Source organism: Streptomyces armeniacus, assembly GCF_003355155.1.
GTDB lineage: Bacteria > Actinomycetota > Actinomycetes > Streptomycetales > Streptomycetaceae > Streptomyces > Streptomyces armeniacus.
On sequence record NZ_CP031320.1, the window covers coordinates 2377434 to 2394438 of the forward strand.

At 71.0% G+C, this 17005-nt stretch carries 16 protein-coding genes; 10 read left to right on the forward strand and 6 right to left on the reverse strand.

Annotated elements, in window-relative coordinates; translation table 11 throughout:
- Nucleotide 1: 1 nt before the first annotated feature.
- Both tal and tkt read right to left on the reverse strand, forming a co-directional pair.
- Nucleotides 2–1120, reverse strand: coding sequence for a transaldolase (gene tal, locus DVA86_RS10350; protein ID WP_208877598.1), 1119 nt, complete (start codon nt 1118–1120; stop codon nt 2–4).
- Nucleotides 1121–1152: 32 nt separating this feature from the next.
- Nucleotides 1153–3228, reverse strand: a complete 2076-nt coding sequence (tkt, locus tag DVA86_RS10355; RefSeq protein ID WP_208877600.1) for a transketolase — start codon at nt 3226–3228, stop codon at nt 1153–1155.
- A gap of 435 nt (nt 3229–3663) precedes the next feature.
- Here tkt and DVA86_RS10360 point away from each other — a divergent pair, with 435 nt between their 5' ends.
- Nucleotides 3664–4605, forward strand: a complete 942-nt coding sequence (locus DVA86_RS10360; protein ID WP_208877602.1) for a heme o synthase — start codon at nt 3664–3666, stop codon at nt 4603–4605.
- A 322-nt stretch (nt 4606–4927) separates the two neighbouring features.
- Here the strand turns inward: DVA86_RS10360 and DVA86_RS10365 are convergent, their stop codons facing one another.
- Nucleotides 4928–5317, reverse strand: a complete 390-nt coding sequence (locus tag DVA86_RS10365) for a hypothetical protein (RefSeq protein ID WP_208877603.1) — start codon at nt 5315–5317, stop codon at nt 4928–4930.
- A gap of 348 nt (nt 5318–5665) precedes the next feature.
- Here DVA86_RS10365 and DVA86_RS10370 point away from each other — a divergent pair, with 348 nt between their 5' ends.
- Nucleotides 5666–6862: an amidohydrolase gene (locus tag DVA86_RS10370; RefSeq protein WP_245996474.1), complete on the forward strand. Its 1197-nt coding sequence runs from the start codon at nt 5666–5668 to the stop codon at nt 6860–6862.
- Here DVA86_RS10370 and DVA86_RS10375 read toward each other — a convergent pair.
- The 3 genes from DVA86_RS10375 to DVA86_RS10385 all read right to left on the reverse strand — a co-directional run bounded on the left by DVA86_RS10375 (nt 6835) and on the right by DVA86_RS10385 (nt 9830).
- On the reverse strand, nt 6835–7833 hold the full coding sequence (locus tag DVA86_RS10375) for a COX15/CtaA family protein (protein WP_208877604.1): 999 nt from the start codon (nt 7831–7833) through the stop codon (nt 6835–6837). The two genes, DVA86_RS10370 and DVA86_RS10375, sit on opposite strands and share 28 nt — an antisense overlap.
- Nucleotides 7834–8017: 184 nt before the next feature.
- On the reverse strand, nt 8018–8818 hold the full coding sequence (locus DVA86_RS10380) for an ABC transporter permease (protein ID WP_208877606.1): 801 nt from the start codon (nt 8816–8818) through the stop codon (nt 8018–8020).
- 88 nt (nt 8819–8906) lie between these two features.
- On the reverse strand, nt 8907–9830 hold the full coding sequence (locus DVA86_RS10385) for an ABC transporter ATP-binding protein (protein WP_208877607.1): 924 nt from the start codon (nt 9828–9830) through the stop codon (nt 8907–8909).
- Between the two features lie 213 nt (nt 9831–10043).
- Between DVA86_RS10385 and DVA86_RS10390 the strand changes: the two genes are divergently transcribed.
- The 8 genes from DVA86_RS10390 (at nt 10044) to DVA86_RS10425 (ending at nt 16988) form a co-directional block, all read left to right on the forward strand.
- Nucleotides 10044–10946 carry a helix-turn-helix transcriptional regulator gene (locus DVA86_RS10390; protein ID WP_245997583.1) on the forward strand — a complete coding sequence of 301 codons (903 nt, stop codon included), beginning with the start codon at nt 10044–10046 and terminating at the stop codon, nt 10944–10946.
- Nucleotides 10943–12364, forward strand: coding sequence for a Fe-S cluster assembly protein SufB (gene sufB, locus DVA86_RS10395; protein WP_208877610.1), 1422 nt, complete (start codon nt 10943–10945; stop codon nt 12362–12364). Before DVA86_RS10390 ends, sufB begins: the two co-directional genes overlap by 4 nt.
- A 227-nt stretch (nt 12365–12591) precedes the next feature.
- A complete protein-coding gene (gene sufD, locus DVA86_RS10400; RefSeq protein WP_208877611.1) occupies nt 12592–13770 on the forward strand; it encodes a Fe-S cluster assembly protein SufD in 1179 nt (392 codons plus the stop codon).
- On the forward strand, nt 13767–14108 hold the full coding sequence (locus tag DVA86_RS10405; protein ID WP_208877613.1) for a non-heme iron oxygenase ferredoxin subunit: 342 nt from the start codon (nt 13767–13769) through the stop codon (nt 14106–14108). The genes sufD and DVA86_RS10405 overlap by 4 nt, the downstream gene beginning before the upstream one ends.
- Nucleotides 14109–14115: 7 nt before the next feature.
- Nucleotides 14116–14880: a Fe-S cluster assembly ATPase SufC gene (gene sufC, locus DVA86_RS10410; RefSeq protein WP_208877614.1), complete on the forward strand. Its 765-nt coding sequence runs from the start codon at nt 14116–14118 to the stop codon at nt 14878–14880.
- Entirely contained in the window at nt 14877–16145 is a 1269-nt protein-coding gene (locus tag DVA86_RS10415) for a cysteine desulfurase (RefSeq protein ID WP_208877615.1), read from the forward strand. Before sufC ends, DVA86_RS10415 begins: the two co-directional genes overlap by 4 nt.
- A 49-nt stretch (nt 16146–16194) precedes the next feature.
- Nucleotides 16195–16662, forward strand: a complete 468-nt coding sequence (gene sufU, locus DVA86_RS10420; protein ID WP_208877617.1) for a Fe-S cluster assembly sulfur transfer protein SufU — start codon at nt 16195–16197, stop codon at nt 16660–16662.
- Nucleotides 16659–16988, forward strand: coding sequence for a metal-sulfur cluster assembly factor (locus tag DVA86_RS10425; protein ID WP_208877618.1), 330 nt, complete (start codon nt 16659–16661; stop codon nt 16986–16988). The genes sufU and DVA86_RS10425 overlap by 4 nt, the downstream gene beginning before the upstream one ends.
- Nucleotides 16989–17005: the final 17 nt, after the last annotated feature.

Genomic DNA, 17005 nt, shown 5'->3' on the forward strand with positions numbered 1-17005 from the left:
GTTACGCCTCCTTCGGCGCGCGGCGTGCCAGCTCCGCCTCGGTCGAGGCCAGGAGGTCGTTCCAGGACGACGCGAACTTCTCGACGCCCTCGTCCTCGAGCACCTGCACCACGTCGTCGTAGCTGATGCCGGCCTCGGCCAGGGCGTCCAGCTCGGCCTGCGACTGCTCGTACGTGCCGCGCACGGTGTCGCCGGTGATCTCGCCGTGGTCGTCGGTGGCCTGGAGGGTGGCCTCCGGCATGGTGTTCACCGTGTTCGGGGCGACCAGCTCGGTGACGTAGAGGGTGTCCGGGTATGCCGGGTCCTTCACGCCGGTCGACGCCCACAGCGGGCGCTGCGTGTTGGCGCCCCTGCCGGCCAGCTTCTGCCACCGGTCGGCGCCGGTGACCTGCTCGTACGCCTGGTAGGCCAGGCGCGCGTTGGCCACCGCCGCCTTGCCCTTGAGGCCCTTGGCCGCGTCGGTGCCGAGCTCGTCGAGCCGCTTGTCGATCTCGGTGTCGACACGGGAGACGAAGAACGACGCCACCGAGTGGATCGCCTTCAGGTCCAGGCCCTTGGCGTCGGCCTTCTCCAGACCCGCCTGGTAGGCGTCCATCACCTCGCGGTACCGCTCGAGCGAGAAGATCAGCGTGACGTTGACGCTGATGCCGGTGGCGATCACCTCGGTGATGGCCGGCAGGCCCGCCTTGGTGGCGGGGATCTTGATGAACGCGTTCGGCCGGTCCACCAGCCACGCGAGCTGCTTGGCCTCGGCGACCGTGGCCTTCGTGTTGTGCGCCAGGCGCGGGTCGACCTCGATCGACACCCGGCCGTCCCGGCCGCCGGTCGCGTCGAACAGCGGCCGCAGGATGTCGCAGGCGTCGCGTACGTCGGCCGTCGTGATCATGCGGACGGCCTCTTCGACGGTCACGCGGCGGGCCGCGAGATCCGTCAGCTGGTCCTCGTACCCGTCACCGGACGAGATCGCCTTCTGGAAGATCGTCGGGTTGGTGGTGACCCCCACGACGTGCTGCTCGTCGAGCAGCTCGCCGAGGTCACCGGATGTGATGCGCTTGCGCGACAGGTCGTCCAGCCAGATCGCGACGCCTTCGTCGGAGAGGCGCTTGAGTGCGTCTGTCATGGGTTGCATCTCCTACTGGTGTGGTACGGGCGTCAGCGTGCGGCGGCTTCCAGTGACTCCTTGGCGGCCAGCGCGACCGCCTCGGAGGTGATGCCGTACTCGCGGTAGAGAGTCTCGTAGTCGGCGGAGGCGCCGTAGTGCTCGAGGGAGACGACGCGGCCGGCGTCGCCCACGTACCGGTGCCAGGTCAGCCCGACGCCGGCCTCGACCGCCACGCGCGCCCTGACCCGCGGCAGCAGGACACTGTCGCGGTACCCCTGGTCCTGCTCCTCGAACCACTCCACGCACGGCATCGAGACCACGCGCGCGGGCACGCCCTGCGCCTGCAGCCGCTCCCGTGCCTCGACGGCGAGCTGCACCTCGGAGCCGGTGCCGATCAGTATCACCTCGGGCTTGCCGCCCTCGGCCTCGGCCAGCACGTAACCGCCGCGGGCGGCGAGCTCGTTGGCCTCGTACGTCGGCACGTTCTGCCGGGTGAGGGCCAGGCCGTGCGGGGCCGGGTTGCGGGCGTACCGCTTGAGGATCTCGGCCCAGGTGATGGCGGTCTCGTTCGCGTCCGCGGGCCGCACGATGTTCAGGCCCGGGATGGCGCGCAGCGCGGCCAGGTGCTCGACCGGCTGGTGGGTCGGGCCGTCCTCGCCGAGGCCGATGGAGTCGTGCGTCCACACGTGCGTGACGGGCGCCTTCATCAGGGCGGCCAGCCGCACCGAGTTCCGCATGTAGTCGGAGAAGGTGAGGAAGGTGCCGCCGTAGATGCGGGTGTTGCCGTGCAGGGCGATGCCGTTCATGGCGGCGGCCATGGCGTGTTCCCGGATGCCGAAGTGGATCGTACGGCCGTACGGGTCGGCGCCCGGCGCGTTGTTGCCCTCGGGCAGGAACGAGGTGTCCGCGAACGTGGTGTTGTTCGAGCCGGCGAGGTCGGCGGAGCCGCCCCACAGCTCGGGGATGACCGGGCCGAGCGCCTTCAGCACGGCGCCGGACGCCTTGCGCGTCGCGACATCCTTGCCGGGCTCGAACGTGGGCAGCTTCTCCTCCCAGCCCTGCGGCAGCTCGCCCGCGCGGATGCGGTCGTACTCGGCGGCGCGCTGCGGGTCGCGGGAACGCCAGGCGGCGAACTGCTTCTCCCACTCCGCGCGCGCCTCGCGGCCCCGGTCCACGGCCTCGCGGGCGTGCGCGAGGACCTCGTCGTCCACCTGGAACGACTTGTCCTCGTCGAAGCCGAGGACGCGCTTGGTCGCTGCGACCTCCTCGGCACCGAGCGCGGAGCCGTGCGAGGCGCCCGTGTTCTGCGCGTTCGGCGCGGGCCAGGCGATGATCGAGCGGACGGCGACGAACGACGGGCGCTCCGTCTCCGCCTGCGCGGCCTTCATCGCCGCGTGCAGCGCCGCCGGGTCCAGGTCGCCGCTGGGCAGCGGGTCGACACGCTGCACGTGCCAGCCGTACGCCTCGTAGCGGGCCACGGTGTCCTCGGAGATCGCGACCTTGGTGTCGCCCTCGATGGAGATGTGGTTGTCGTCCCACAGCAGCACGAGGTTGCCCAGCTTCTGGTGGCCGGCCAGCGAGGACGCCTCGGCGGAGATGCCCTCCTGGAGGTCGCCGTCGCCCGCGAAGGTCCAGATGGTGTGGTCGAACGGGGACGTGCCGGGGGCGGCGTCCGGGTCGAACAGGCCGCGCTCGTAACGGGCGGACATGGCCATCCCGACGGCGTTGGCGACGCCCTGGCCGAGCGGCCCGGTGGTCGTCTCGACGCCCGCCGTGTGCCCGTGCTCGGGGTGCCCGGGGGTGCGGCTGCCCCAGGTGCGGAAAGCCTTGAGGTCGTCCAACTCCAGCCCGTATCCCGCGAGATACAGCTGGATGTAGAGCGTCAGGCTGGAATGGCCGACCGAGAGCACGAAACGGTCTCGGCCGGTCCAGTCGGGATCCGTCGGGTCGTGCCGCATCAGCTTCTGGAACACCAGATAGGCGGCGGGTGCCAGGCTCATCGCCGTGCCGGGGTGGCCGTTGCCGACCTTCTGCACGGAATCCATGGCCAGGACTCGGACGGTATCCACGGTCCGCTGGTCCAGTTCGGTCCAGTCGAGATCTGTGGTGGTCGGCATGGTGCTCACCCTGGGTCAGGGCTCCTCTCCGCATGTCGGATGCCGGTGACGGACGGCACACCGGCGGTGTCGAGCGTACCTTTGCCGGGCGACCGCTCCTCCGGGTGTTCGCGGAGTGGTCACCCGACGCCTTGGGCAACCGGATCGGGACGAGTGGCATTCCCGCGGGCCGTTCCGCGGGAGCCCCGTGGCATTCCGGGACCGGCGCCCGGATTCCGGAACCGTCGCTGCCGCCGTACGGCCTCGCGCCTGGCCTCGTGCGTCACGCCGGTGGAACCGGCGGTGGGAACGGGGCGGGGCGCGCCGCGGCCAACACGGCGAGCGGAGGAGGACCCCCGGGACGGGGCGATCATGGCCAACGACTAAAGTGGCGTGGTAAGCGCGAGCCTTCACCGGACCTTCACGTCCGGGACTCGCATGTTTATGACGTGATCAGGGGTGTTCGTGACGGCCGTCGAATCCCGTCCCGCGGGGGTGCTCGACCACAGCACCGTCCACCGGCCGCTCGGTGCCAGGATCAAGGCGTTCGTCGCGCTGACCAAGCCGCGCATCATCGAACTGCTGCTGATCACCACCATCCCGGTGATGTTCCTCGCCGCCCAGGGCGTGCCCGACCTGTGGCTGGTGCTCGCCACCTGCGTCGGCGGCTACCTCTCGGCGGGCGGCGCCAACGCGCTCAACATGTACCTCGACCGCGACATCGACGCGCTCATGCACCGCACGTCGCAGCGCCCGCTCGTGACCGGCATGGTCAGCCCGCGCGAGGGCCTCGTGTTCGGCATCGCGCTCGCCGTCGGCTCCACCCTGTGGCTCGGCCTGCTCGTCAACTGGTTCTCCGCCTGGCTCGCCCTCGGCGCGCTGCTCTTCTACGTGATCGTCTACACGATGATCCTCAAGCGGCGCACGTCGCAGAACATCGTCTGGGGCGGCATCGCGGGCTGCATGCCCGTCCTCATCGGCTGGTCCTCGGTGAAGAACGAGGTCAGCTGGGCCGCCGTCGTCCTCTTCCTCGTCATGTTCTTCTGGACGCCGCCGCACTACTGGCCGCTGTCCATGAAGGTCAAGGAGGACTACGCCCGCGTCGGCGTTCCGATGCTGCCGGTGATCGCCTCGAACGCGGCCGTGTCCCGGCAGATCGTCCTCTACAGCTGGGTGATGGTCGCCGTCTCCCTGGCCCTGTGGCCGCTGGGCTACGTCGGCTGGTTCTACCCGGTGGTCGCGGGCCTCGCCGGCGCGTGGTGGCTCAAGGAGGCACACGGTCTCCAGTCGCGCGCCAAGTCCGGGGCCACGGGAGCCAAACTCAAGGAGATGCGGCTCTTCCACTGGTCGATCACGTACGTGTCCGTGCTGTTCGTCGCCGTGGCGATCGACCCGTTCCTCCGCTGAGCCCTTGGCGACGGCCGTACGTTCTGGCTGCGGCCGTCGTTGAGGCCGCCGGACCCTGTTTTCGCGGTGGTTGCGCGCTGTGGCGGCGGGAGGGATGCGCCGCTGCGCGGCGCGGGTTGCGGGCGGCGCCGTGCCCCGGGGCGGCTGCGCCGCCCGGGTGCGTGAGCTGTCCGTGTCGTGGGCGCCCTGGGCGCCCAGGGGCGGCTATGAGCGAGGGCTGAGGCCGGGCGGGTCTTTCCGCCGCAGCGGTGAGCGGCCACCGTGGTGTGGGTCCGGCGGCATGGGGACGGTGCGCGGGTCTTACGTGAGGCGGGGGCGCCCGCTACGCGTTCGGCGGGCCGCCGAGCTGGATGCCTGCCATGCGGGACCACTCGTACGGGCCCGTGTGGACCTTCTCCGCCAGTTCGCCGTCGAACGTGTCGTGCAGGGTGATCCCCGCCCGTGCCGCGGCCTGTTCGGCCTGGGTGCGGGACGGGGCCACCAGGTCGCCCCACGTGCCGTCCTGCGCGACGAGTACGAGGCGGACGCCCCGCTGGCCCAGGTACGCGATCTGGCCGTCCGCGCTGCCGCCGTGTGACGCCGCGAACGCGGAGATCCGCTTGGCGAGGCGGGCCGTACGGCGTGCGTCCCGGTCGCTGCCGGTTCCGCTGTCGCTGCCGCCGGACGGGGTCGTGGCCGCCGCGTCGTCGTCGGCCTGCTGTGTGTCTGCCATGCACAGGATGCTACCGGCGGGTATCCCGCGCTGGCGATGCCTGCCGCCGCGGGCGAGACCGATCACACACGGCGCGACACTCAACTTGCCCGGAGGCGTTAGTCCTTGTGGCCGTCGGCCACGGCGGACAAGGACGGGCAGCGGCCGGTGCGGAGGTACGGGATGAGCGCGGTGGAAGTGACGGCTCCGGCAGGCCCGGCAGACCCGGCAGACGCCACAAGCAGCACACGCGGCACACGCGGTGCACACGGCACAGGCGTCACAGACACAGGCGGCGGCGCCGCAGACGCGCGCCGCGGCGATCCGTTCCTGTGCCGTACGCCGCTCACGGACCAGTACGGCCGCGGTGTGCTCCACGGCGAGCTGGGCATCGGCTCGTTCGAGGCGTATCTCGCCGCCGTCGCCGGTGCGCACGGTGGTACGCCGCCGCGCGGCAGCAGCCACTTCGACAGCGGGCTCGGCCGCGACCTGCGCCGCTGGTGCCCGCCCCTGCTGGGGCTGCCGGCGCACTGCCCGCCGGTGCACTACCTCGCGCGCCGCCGCGAGCTGGGCGCGTACGCCGCCACCCGCGCGCTGCTGCGCGGCAGCGGCATCGGCGCCTTCGTGACGGACACCAGCGCGGCGCCCGCCGGCGTGGCCGGTACGAACGTCATGCCTGTCGGCGCTCCCGCGGGCACGCGCGACGTGCCCATGACCCCCGCCGAACTCGGGCTCGCCGCCCTGGGCCGCGCCCGGGAGGCGGTGTCGCTGCGCGAGCTCGCCGCGCAGGTCGCCGACACCTCGGGCTCCGTCAACGCGTTCCTCGGCAACGTCGCCGAGGCCCTGCACACCGCGTCGCACGCGGTGGCGTTCGTCTCGGGCGGCGCCTTCCACGAGGGGTCGGCACCCACCCCGTACGAGGTGCGCCGCGCGGCGGGGCGCTGGCTGCGGGCACGTGCCGCGCGTACGGCGGACCCGGACCCGGACCGTACGGGGACGGCGCCCACACGCGGCACCCCCGCGCCGTACGGACAGTGCGCACCGTACGGACCGCACGCGCCTGTCCCCGACGAACCCGCCCTCGTACGGCACCTGTTGTGGGCGGCGCTCACCACCGGCCGCCCCGTGCAGCTGCACTGCGCGGATCCCGCGCGGCTGCGGCCGTTCCTGTACGCGACCGGCGGGCTCGGGGCGCGGATCGTGCTGCTGCCGCGCGCGCCGCACCACCGTACGGGGGCGCAACTCGCCGCGGAGTTCCCACACGTGTACGCCGATGCCGGGCCCTGGCCGGAGCAGACGCTGGCGGAGGCGCCGTCCGGGAAGCTGCTGTTCTCCAGCGACGCGTGGGCGTTGCCCGAGCTGTACGTGGTCGCCGCGCGGCGCTTCGTGGCGCGCACGGAGCGGCTGCTGGCCCGCTGGACGGAGAGCGGCGCCTGTTCGCACGCGGAGGCCGTACGCATCGCGCGGCAGCTCGCGCACGGCAACGCCCGCCACGTGTACGGCCTGGAGCCCGCGCCGGGCGGCGAGGCGGCCCGCCCTTACCCGCTCGAGGCGGCCACCGGCTGAGCACCGGCGGTGGCCTGGGCGGGGACGGCCGGAGCCTCCGGCAGCCCCCGTTCGCGCAGCGACAGGATCAGCCGGAGTACGGCGATCCAGACCAGCGTGGAGCCGAACAGGTGCAGCCCGACGAGGACTTCGGGCAGCTCCGTGAAGTACTGCACGTAACCGATCACACCCTGCGAGAGCAGCACCAGGAACAGTTCACGCGTACGCGCCCTGGGGCCGACCGGTGCGTCGAACGCGCGCAGTACGAGCCACAGCGCCAGGGTCAGCGCCACCACCACCCAGGCGAGTCCCGCGTGCAGCTGCGCCGCCAGCTGCTCGTCGACGGGCATGCGCGGCACATCGCTGCTGTCGCCCGCGTGCGGGCCGGAACCCGTGACGACGGTGCCCATCGCGACCAGCGCGAAGCCGGCCGCCGTCAGCCCGGCCACCAGCTGCTTCACGGCCTTGCCGACCAGCGGGCGCGGCCGCTCGTCCCCCTCGCGGGCGCGCAGCCACGTGACGGTGGAGACGCTGAGCAGCGTCATGGCGAGCAGGAAGTGCCCGGCGACGGTGTACGGGTTGAGCTCCGTCAGCACGGTGACGCCGCCGATGATGCCGTTCGCCGCGACGAGCCAGAACTGCGCCCAGGCGAGCCTGCTGAGCTCCGTACGCGCGGGCTTCGCGGAGCGCGCGGCGACGATCGCCCAGCCGACGGCGGCGCACAGGACGTACGTGAGCATGCGGTTGCCGAACTCGATGGCACCGTGAATGCCCATCTCCGCCGTGGCCGTGAGGCTGTCCTCGCCGCACTTGGGCCAGGTCTCGCAGCCGAGCCCGGAGCCCGTGAGGCGTACGGCGCCGCCGGTCACCACGATGACCACGCTCATCACGACGGACGACAGCGTGGCGCGCTCCAGCGTGCGCTGGGTCGGCGTCCAGCGGGCGGCGGTGTACGCGATGGGGTTCCGCGCGATTTCGAGGAGGTTCGGCACGAGGCCATGTTATGACCCCCTTGTGCGCGCCTTCACAAGGGGGGTTGCGCTCCCGTACGGCGCCGCGCGGTGCCTCCGTACGGTGCCGCCCCGCACCTCCGTACGGGAGCGTGGGGCGCCTCCGTACGGGAGTCAGCGGCGCGTCCCTACGGCTGCGTGCGGCGCCTCCGTACGGGAGCGTGCGTCACTCCCAGCGGAAGAAGCGGGCCGCCGCGGCCAGCCCGAGCACCGCCCACACCGCGAGCACCCCCAGCGCGCCCCACGGCATCCCCGCGCCGTTCTGCAGCACGTCGCGCAGCCCGTCCGAGAGCGCCGAGATCGGCAGCAGCTCCAGCGCGCCCCGTACGGCCCCGGGGAACTTCTCCAACGGCACGATCACCCCGCCGCCGACCAGCAGCAGGATGAACACCAGGTTCGCGGCGGCCAGCGTCGCCTCCGCCCGCAGCGTCCCGGCCATCAGCAGGCCGAGTCCGGAGAACGCGGCGGTGCCCGCGACCAGGAGCAGCAGTACGGCCGCGGGGTTGCCGTGCGGCGACCAGCCGAGCGCGAACGCGACCGCCGTCAGCAGCGCGATCTGCAACAGCTCGATCACCAGCACCGCGCAGGTCTTGGCGGTCATCAGCGCCCAGCGCGGCAGCGGGGAGGCGGCGAGCCGCTTGAGTACGCCGTAGCGCCGCTCGAAGCCGGTGGAGATGGCCTGCCCGGTGAAGGCGGTGGAAAGCACGGCCAGCGCCAGGATGCCGGGCGCGAGGAAGTCGACGCGCTGGTCGGCGTCGCCGCCGGGCGGCCCGTCCGGCAGGTCGACGATGTCGACGCCGCTGAACAGGACCAGCAGGAGCGTGGGGATCACGACGGTCAGCAGCAGCTGCTCGCCGTGCCGCAGCAGCATCCGCGTCTCCAGCGCGGCCTGCGCCGCGATCATGCGCGGCAGCGGCGCGGCCCCCGGCTCCGGTGTGAACGCGCCGGTACGCGTGCCGGTACTCATCAGCGCAGCTCCCTGCCCGTCAGCTCCAGGCTGCGGTCTCCCGGGGAGCGACCCCCGTACCCCCGATGGTGGTGGCGATGCCGGTTCATCAGCGCAGCTCCCTCCCCGTCAGCTCCAAGAACACGTCCTCCAGCGTCCGCCGTTCCACCGAGATCCGGTCCGGCAGTACGCCGTTCTGCGCGCACCAGGACGTGACCGTGGCGAGCAGCTGCGGGTCGACCGTGCCCGTCAGGCGGTACGCGCCGGGGGTGAGCTCGGCGGCCGCCGTGTCGGCCGGGAGCGCCTTGAGCAGGGAGGCCAGGTCGAGCCCGGGGCGGCCGGCGAAGCGGAGGCTGTTCTCCGCGCCACCGCGGCACAGCTCCTCGGGCGGCCCCTCGGCCATCACGCGTCCCCCGTCCACGATCGCGACGTGGTCGGACAGCTCCTCCGCCTCCTCCATGTGATGCGTGCTGAGCACGACGGTCACGCCGTCCGTACGCAGCTCCCGTACGAGGTCCCAGGCGGCGTGCCGGGCCTGAGGGTCGAGGCCGGCGGTCGGCTCGTCGAGGAAGACCAGTTCGGGGCGGCCGACGACGGCCATCGCCAGCGCGAGCCGCTGCTGCTGGCCGCCGGACAGCCGCCGGTAGGGCGTACGGCCGCAGCCGCCCAGCCCGAGCCGTTCGGTCAGCGTGGCGACGTCGAGGGGGTGCGCGTGCAGGGCGGCCATGTGGCGGAGCATCTCGTCGGCGCGTACGCCGGGGTAGACGCCGCCGTTCTGCAGCATCACCCCGACGCGCGGGCGGAGCCGGGCGGTGTCGGCGTACGGGTCCAGGCCGAGCACCCGTACGCTGCCCGCGTCGGGGCGGCGGAAGCCCTCGCAGGTCTCGATGGTGGTGGTCTTGCCCGCGCCGTTCGGCCCCAGGACGGCGGTGACGGAGCCGGTGGCGACGGTGAGGTCGAGCCCGTTCACCGCGGCCTTGCTGCCGTACCGCTTCAACAGTCCCGCGATCTCGACAGCCGGTGCACAGTGCATACGGGGAGTCTAAGGAGCGCGGGGGAGTGGCCGGTTCGCGGGGGTTCGCGGCCGGGCCGGGTAAGGCTCGCCTAACGTGACGTACTCCATTCGGGCAGGTCAGGGCGTGGCTTGCCGCACTACCGCGAATTACGCAACAATAGCGTTGTGAAAAACGTTGGAGACGCTCACGAGACGCGCACGGCGGTCGGCACGGCCGCCGGCGGCTCGAACGTGCCCGGCGCACGGCCGTCCGCCGCGGGGAGCGCGACGCCGGACGAGCAGCACGGCACCCGGAACAGGGTCGCCCGTTCCATTCTCGACCACGGCCCCTCCACCGCCGCCGAGCTGGCCCTGCGCCTGGAGCTGACCCAGGCGGCGGTCCGCCGCCACCTGGACACCCTCGTCAGCGAGGGCGTCGTGGAGGCACGCGCCAAGCGGGTCTACGGCTCGCGCGGGCGCGGCCGCCCGGCGAAGGTCTTCGCGCTCACCGACTGCGGCCGGGACGCGTTCGACCAGGCATACGACCAGCTCGCGGCCGACGCCATGCGCTGGATCGCCCGTACGGCGGGCGGCGGCGCGGCGGGTGACGCCGCGGTCGCCGAGTTCGCGCGTGCCCGGGTCGAGGCCCAGGCGGAGCGGTACTGGCAGGCGCTCGACCAAGTGCCGCCCGAGGAGCGTACGAAGGCCCTGGCGGAGGCTCTGACCGAGGACGGGTACGCTGCCACCGCGCGCAGCGCACCCGCGTCCGCCGAGGGCGCCGCCGAGCGCGGCTCGGGGGGAGAGCAGCTCTGCCAGCACCATTGCCCGGTGGCGCACACGGCCGAGCAGTTCCCGCAGCTGTGCGAGGCGGAGACCGAGGTCTTCTCCCGCCTGCTCGGCACCCACGTGCAGCGGCTGGCGACCATCGCACACGGCGACGGAGTGTGCACCACCTTCGTGCCCCAGACCCGTACCGACGGCCAGGCCGGCGGCGGTTCCACGGCCGGCGGCACCAAGACCGCCGGTCGGAAGGCCGGCGGGACCGCCCGAAGTACGAGCAGCACCCGAAGTACCAGCACGGCCGGCGGCAGCGCCGGCACCAGCACGACCAGCAACGCCACCACAGCGAAATCAGCCGGGAGGAACCCCGCATGACGCTCCCCACGGAGACTGCCCACCCCGAACTGGAAGGGCTGGGCAACTACGAGTACGGCTGGGCCGACTCGGACGCGGCCGGAGCCGCGGCGAAGCGCGGCCTCTCCGAGGACGTCGTCCGCGACATCTCCGGCAAGAAGAACGAGCCGGAGTGGATGCTGAAGCTCCGCCTGAAGGGCCACAAGCTCTTCAGGAAGAAGCCGATGCCCAACTGGGGTTCCGACCTGAGCGGGATCGACTTCGACAACATCAAGTACTTCGTGCGGTCCACGGAGAAGCAGGCCCAGACCTGGGAGGACCTGCCCGAGGACATCAAGAACACCTACGACAAGCTCGGCATCCCGGAGGCGGAGAAGCAGCGCCTGGTCGCCGGTGTCGCCGCGCAGTACGAGTCGGAGGTCGTCTACCACCAGATCCGCGAGGACCTGGAGCAGCAGGGCGTCCTGTTCCTGGACACCGACACGGCGCTGCGCGAGCACCCGGAGATCTTCCAGGAGCACTTCGGCACGGTCATCCCGGCCGGTGACAACAAGTTCGCCGCGCTGAACACGGCCGTGTGGTCCGGAGGCTCGTTCATCTACGTGCCGCCGGGTGTGCACGTCGACATCCCGCTGCAGGCCTACTTCCGGATCAACACCGAGAACATGGGCCAGTTCGAGCGGACCCTGATCATCGTCGACGAGAACGCCTACGTGCACTACGTCGAGGGCTGCACCGCGCCGATCTACAACTCGGACTCGCTGCACTCCGCCGTCGTCGAGATCATCGTCAAGAAGGGCGGCCGCTGCCGCTACACGACGATCCAGAACTGGTCGAACAACGTCTACAACCTGGTCACCAAGCGCGCCGTGGCGTACGAGGGCGCGACCATGGAGTGGGTCGACGGAAACCTCGGCTCCAAGGTCACCATGAAGTACCCGGCCGTCTACCTGATGGGCGAGCACGCCAAGGGCGAGACGCTGTCCGTCGCCTTCGCGGGCGAGGGCCAGCACCAGGACGCGGGCGCGAAGATGGTGCACATGGCGCCGCGTACGTCCTCCAACATCGTCTCCAAGTCGGTGGCGCGCGGCGGCGGCCGTACGTCGTACCGCGGTCTGATCGAGATCGCCGAGGGCGCCGAGGGCTCCAAGTCCAACGTGCTGTGCGACGCGCTCCTGGTCGACACCATCTCGCGGTCCGACACGTACCCGTACGTGGACGTACGCGAGGACGACGTGACGATGGGCCACGAGGCGACCGTCTCCAAGGTCAGCGACGACCAGCTGTTCTACCTGATGAGCCGCGGGCTGTCGGAGGACGAGGCGATGGCGATGATCGTCCGCGGCTTCGTCGAGCCGATCGCCAAGGAGCTGCCGATGGAGTACGCGCTGGAGCTCAACCGGCTGATCGAGCTGCAGATGGAAGGCGCCGTCGGCTGACCGGCCGGCTGCTGACAGGGTCACCAGGCCCAGCCCGCACCTAAGCCCCCTACCAACCGCAATTGGGTGAGTGAGCCAAAGGGCGCGCCGGTGTCGAAGTGATGCGACCAAGCGAGCGAGAAACGAGCGCGCGCATGGGGTCTCCCCGCCGAAGGCAGGGGAAGTCGAAGAGCGTCGACACCGGGTACGAGCGCCCGGAGGCGAACGAACACTAGAAACAGAGAGACATGGCTGAGGCTCAGAACATCCCGGTCGGTTCGAATACCACCGGATCGATCGCGGTGGCTGCCGAGTCCACCGTCGCCACGAGGATGAGCGCGGCGCCGTCCTTCGACGTGGCCGACTTCCCCGTGCCGCACGGCCGCGAGGAGGAGTGGCGCTTCACTCCGCTCGAGCGGCTGAGGGGCCTGCACGACGGTACGGCGGAGGCGTCCGGCTCGCTCAAGGCGGAGGTCACGGCGCCGGACGTGGTGGCCGTCGAGACCGTCGCCCGCGACGACGCGCGCGTCGGCCGGGCGGGCAAGCCGGTGGACCGGGTCGCGGCGCAGGCGTTCAGCTCGTTCGAGAAGGCGACGGTCGTCACGGTGCCGAAGGAGGCCGTGCTGACCGAGCCGGTGCGGGTGAACCTGCACGGCGAGGGCGGCGTGAGCTACGGACACACCGTGTTCGAGCTCGGCGCCTTCGCCGAGGCGGTCATCGTCATCGACCACACCGGGGACAACGTCCGCTCCGCCAACGTCGAGTACGTGCTCGGCGACGGCGCCAAGCTGACCGTCGTGTCCGTGCAGGACTGGGACGACACCGCCGTCCACTGCTCCCAGCACAACGCGCTGGTCGGCCGGGACGCGCGGTTCAAGTCGGTCGTCATCACCTTCGGCGGCGACGTGGTGCGGCTCCACCCGCGGGTCAACTACGCGGGTCCGGGCGGCGAGGCCGAGCTGTACGGGCTGTACTTCACCGACAGCGGCCAGCACCAGGAGCACCGGCTGTTCGTCGACCACGACAGCCCCAACTGCCGCAGTAACGTCGCGTACAAGGGCGCGCTCCAGGGCGACGACGCGCACGCGGTGTGGATCGGCGACGTGCTGATCCGCAAGGCGGCCGAGGGCACCGACACGTACGAGCTGAACCGCAACCTCGTGCTCACCGACGGCGCGCGCGTCGACTCGGTGCCCAACCTCGAGATCGAGACCGGTGAGATCGTCGGCGCCGGCCACGCCTCCGCCACCGGCCGCTTCGACGACGAGCAGCTGTTCTATCTGATGGCACGCGGCATCACGGAGCGGGAGGCCCGCCGGCTGGTCGTGCGGGGCTTCTTCGCCGAGCTCGTGCAGCAGATCGGGCTGCCGGACGTGGAGGAGCGCCTGCTGGCGAAGATCGAGACCGAACTGGAAGCCACGGTATGACCAGCGCAGCCGGTTTCGTACGCGTCGCCAAGCTGGGCGAGCTGGAGGAGGACACCCCGAAGCGGGTGGAGATCGACAGCACCCCGGTGTCCCTCGTACGCACCGAGGGCGAGGTGTTCGCCATCTACGACATCTGCTCGCACGCCCACGTCTCCCTCTCCGAGGGCGAGGTGGACAACTGCCAGATCGAGTGCTGGCTGCACGGCTCCAGCTTCGACCTGCGTTCGGGCAAGCCCTCGGGCCTGCCCGCGACCCGCCCCGTGCCCGTATATCCCGTAATGATCGAAGGAGACGGCCCTGACGCGGCTGTGCTCGTCTCCGTCAACCAGGAGTCCTGAGTTCCCCATGGCAACGCTTGAGATCAATGACCTGCACGTGTCCGTCGAGACCGAGAGCGGTCCGAGCGAGATCCTGCGCGGCGTCGACCTGACCGTGAAGCAGGGCGAGACGCACGCGATCATGGGTCCGAACGGCTCCGGCAAGTCCACGCTGGCGTACTCGCTGGCCGGACACCCCAAGTACACCGTCACCGGCGGCTCGGTGCGGCTCGACGGCGAGGACGTCCTCGAGATGTCCGTCGACGAGCGCGCCCGCGCCGGCGTCTTCCTCGCCATGCAGTACCCGGTGGAGGTCCCCGGCGTCTCCGTCTCCAACTTCCTGCGCACCGCCGCCACCGCCATCCGCGGCGAGGCACCGAAGCTGCGTACGTGGGTCAAGGAGGTCAAGGAGGCCATGGAGCGCCTCAAGATCGACCCGGCGTTCGCCGAGCGGAACGTGAACGAGGGCTTCTCCGGCGGTGAGAAGAAGCGCCACGAGATCCTCCAGCTGGAGCTGCTCCGGCCGCGTATCGCGATCCTCGACGAGACGGACTCGGGCCTGGACGTGGACGCGCTCCGCGTCGTCTCGGAGGGCGTCAACCGCGTCCGCGAGAGCGGCGAGGTCGGCACCATGCTGATCACCCACTACACGCGCATCCTGCGCTACATCACGCCCGACCACGTCCACGTGTTCGCCCACGGCCGGATCGCCGAGTCCGGCGGCCCGGAGCTCGCGGACAAGCTGGAGTCGGAGGGCTACGAGTCGTACGTGAAGGGGGGCGCACCCGCGTGACAACATCCGGTCGCGGACTTCACGGCCTGCTCGACACCGAAGCGATCCGCAAGGACTTCCCGATCCTGGACCGCACGGTCCACGACGGCGACAAGCTGGTGTACCTGGACAACGCCGCGACCTCGCAGAAGCCGCGCCAGGTCCTCAACGCCCTGAACGGCTACTACGAGCGGCACAACGCCAACGTGCACCGCGGCGTCCACGTGCTGGCCGAGGAGGCCACGGCGCTGTACGAGGGCGCGCGCGACAAGGTCGCCGCGTTCATCAACGCGCCGAGCCGCGACGAGGTGGTGTTCACCAAGAACGCCTCGGAGTCGCTCAACCTGGTCGCCAACATGCTGGGCTGGGCGGACGAGCCGTACCGCGTCGAGCACGACACCGAGATCGTCATCACGGAGATGGAGCACCACTCCAACATCGTGCCGTGGCAGCTGCTCGCGCAGCGCACGGGCGCGAAGCTGAAGTGGTTCGGGCTGACCGACGAGGGCCGGCTCGACCTCTCCAACATCGACGAGATCATCACCGAGAAGACCAAGGTCGTCTCGTTCGTGCAGGTCTCCAACATCCTGGGCACCGTCAACCCGGTCGAGGCGATCGTGCGCCGCGCCCAGGACGTCGGCGCCCTGGTGGTCATCGACGCCTCGCAGGCGGCGCCGCACATGGTGCTGGACGTGCAGGCGCTGCAGGCCGACTTCGTGGCGTTCACGGGGCACAAGATGTGCGGTCCGACCGGCATCGGCGTGCTCTGGGGCCGCAAGGGGCTGCTGGACGACCTGCCGCCGTTCCTGGGCGGCGGCGAGATGATCGAGACGGTGTCGATGCACTCGTCGACGTACGCCCCCGCGCCGCACAAGTTCGAGGCGGGCACGCCGCCGATCGCGCAGGCCGTCGGGCTGGGCGCGGCGGTGGACTATCTCTCGGCGATCGGCATGGACCGTATCCAGGCCCATGAGCACGCGCTCACCGAGTACGCGGTCGCCAAGCTGCGTGACGTGCCGGACCTGCGGATCATCGGGCCCGTCACGGGCGACGAGCGGGGCGCCACGATCTCGTTCACGCTCGGTGACATCCACCCGCACGACGTGGGCCAGGTGCTCGACGAGCAGGGGATCGCGGTCCGGGTGGGTCATCACTGCGCACGGCCGGTGTGCCTGCGGTACGGAATTCCTGCGACCACGCGAGCGTCGTTCTATCTGTACTCCTCGCCGGCCGAGGTGGATGCCTTGGTGGACGGCCTGGAGCAGGTACGGAATTTCTTCGGATAGGCGACTGGCGACAAGCCCGCGCAAGCTGAGGGCAGGGACGGACGGACTCGTGAAGCTCGACTCCATGTACCAGGAAGTGATCCTGGACCATTACAAGCACCCGCACGGGCGCGGGCTGCGCGACGGCGACGCCGAGGTGCACCACGTGAACCCGACGTGCGGTGACGAGATCACCCTGCGTGTGCGGTACGAGGGCGAGACGGTCGCGGACGTGTCGTACGAGGGGCAGGGCTGCTCGATCAGCCAGGCGAGTGCCTCCGTACTCAACGAGCTCCTGGTCGGCAGGGAGCTGGACGAGGCACGGAAGATCCAGGACACCTTCCTCGAGCTGATGCAGTCCAAGGGTCAGCTGGAGCCGGACGACGCCATGGAGGAGGTGCTGGAGGACGCGGTCGCGTTCGCCGGCGTCTCGAAGTACCCGGCGCGGGTGAAGTGTGCTCTGCTGAGTTGGATGGCATGGAAGGACGCCACCGCCCAGGCACTGGGCGAGGGCGCTGCGAAGGAGAGGACCGCATGAGCGAGACCACCACCAAGCCCGCGAGCGAGGAAGAGGTCCGCGAGGCGCTGTACGACGTGGTCGACCCCGAGCTGGGGATCGACGTCGTCAACCTCGGTCTGATCTACGGCGTGCACATCGACGAAGCCAACGTCGCCACGCTGGACATGACACTGACCTCCGCGGCCTGTCCGCTGACCGACGTCATCGAGGACCAGGCACGGGCCGCGACCGAGGGCATCGTGAACGACCTGAAGATCAACTGGGTCTGGATGCCGCCGTGGGGCCCCGACAAGATCACCGATGACGGGCGCGAGCAGCTGCGCGCGCTCGGCTTCAACGTCTGAGCCTGTTTCCAACGGCG

Bases quoted from the DNA above. Each gene is read 5' to 3' on its own strand.
- tal (WP_208877598.1), bottom strand. From the start codon at position 1,120: ATGACAGACGCACTCAAGCGCCTCTCCGACGAAGGCGTCGCGATCTGG.
- DVA86_RS10365 (WP_208877603.1), bottom strand. From the start codon at position 5,317: ATGGCAGACACACAGCAGGCCGACGACGACGCGGCGGCCACGACCCCG.
- DVA86_RS10380 (WP_208877606.1), bottom strand. From the start codon at position 8,818: ATGAGTACCGGCACGCGTACCGGCGCGTTCACACCGGAGCCGGGGGCC.
- DVA86_RS10385 (WP_208877607.1), bottom strand. From the start codon at position 9,830: ATGCACTGTGCACCGGCTGTCGAGATCGCGGGACTGTTGAAGCGGTAC.
- sufB (WP_208877610.1), top strand. From the start codon at position 10,943: ATGACGCTCCCCACGGAGACTGCCCACCCCGAACTGGAAGGGCTGGGC.
- sufD (WP_208877611.1), top strand. From the start codon at position 12,592: ATGGCTGAGGCTCAGAACATCCCGGTCGGTTCGAATACCACCGGATCG.
- DVA86_RS10405 (WP_208877613.1), top strand. From the start codon at position 13,767: ATGACCAGCGCAGCCGGTTTCGTACGCGTCGCCAAGCTGGGCGAGCTG.
- sufC (WP_208877614.1), top strand. From the start codon at position 14,116: ATGGCAACGCTTGAGATCAATGACCTGCACGTGTCCGTCGAGACCGAG.
- DVA86_RS10425 (WP_208877618.1), top strand. From the start codon at position 16,659: ATGAGCGAGACCACCACCAAGCCCGCGAGCGAGGAAGAGGTCCGCGAG.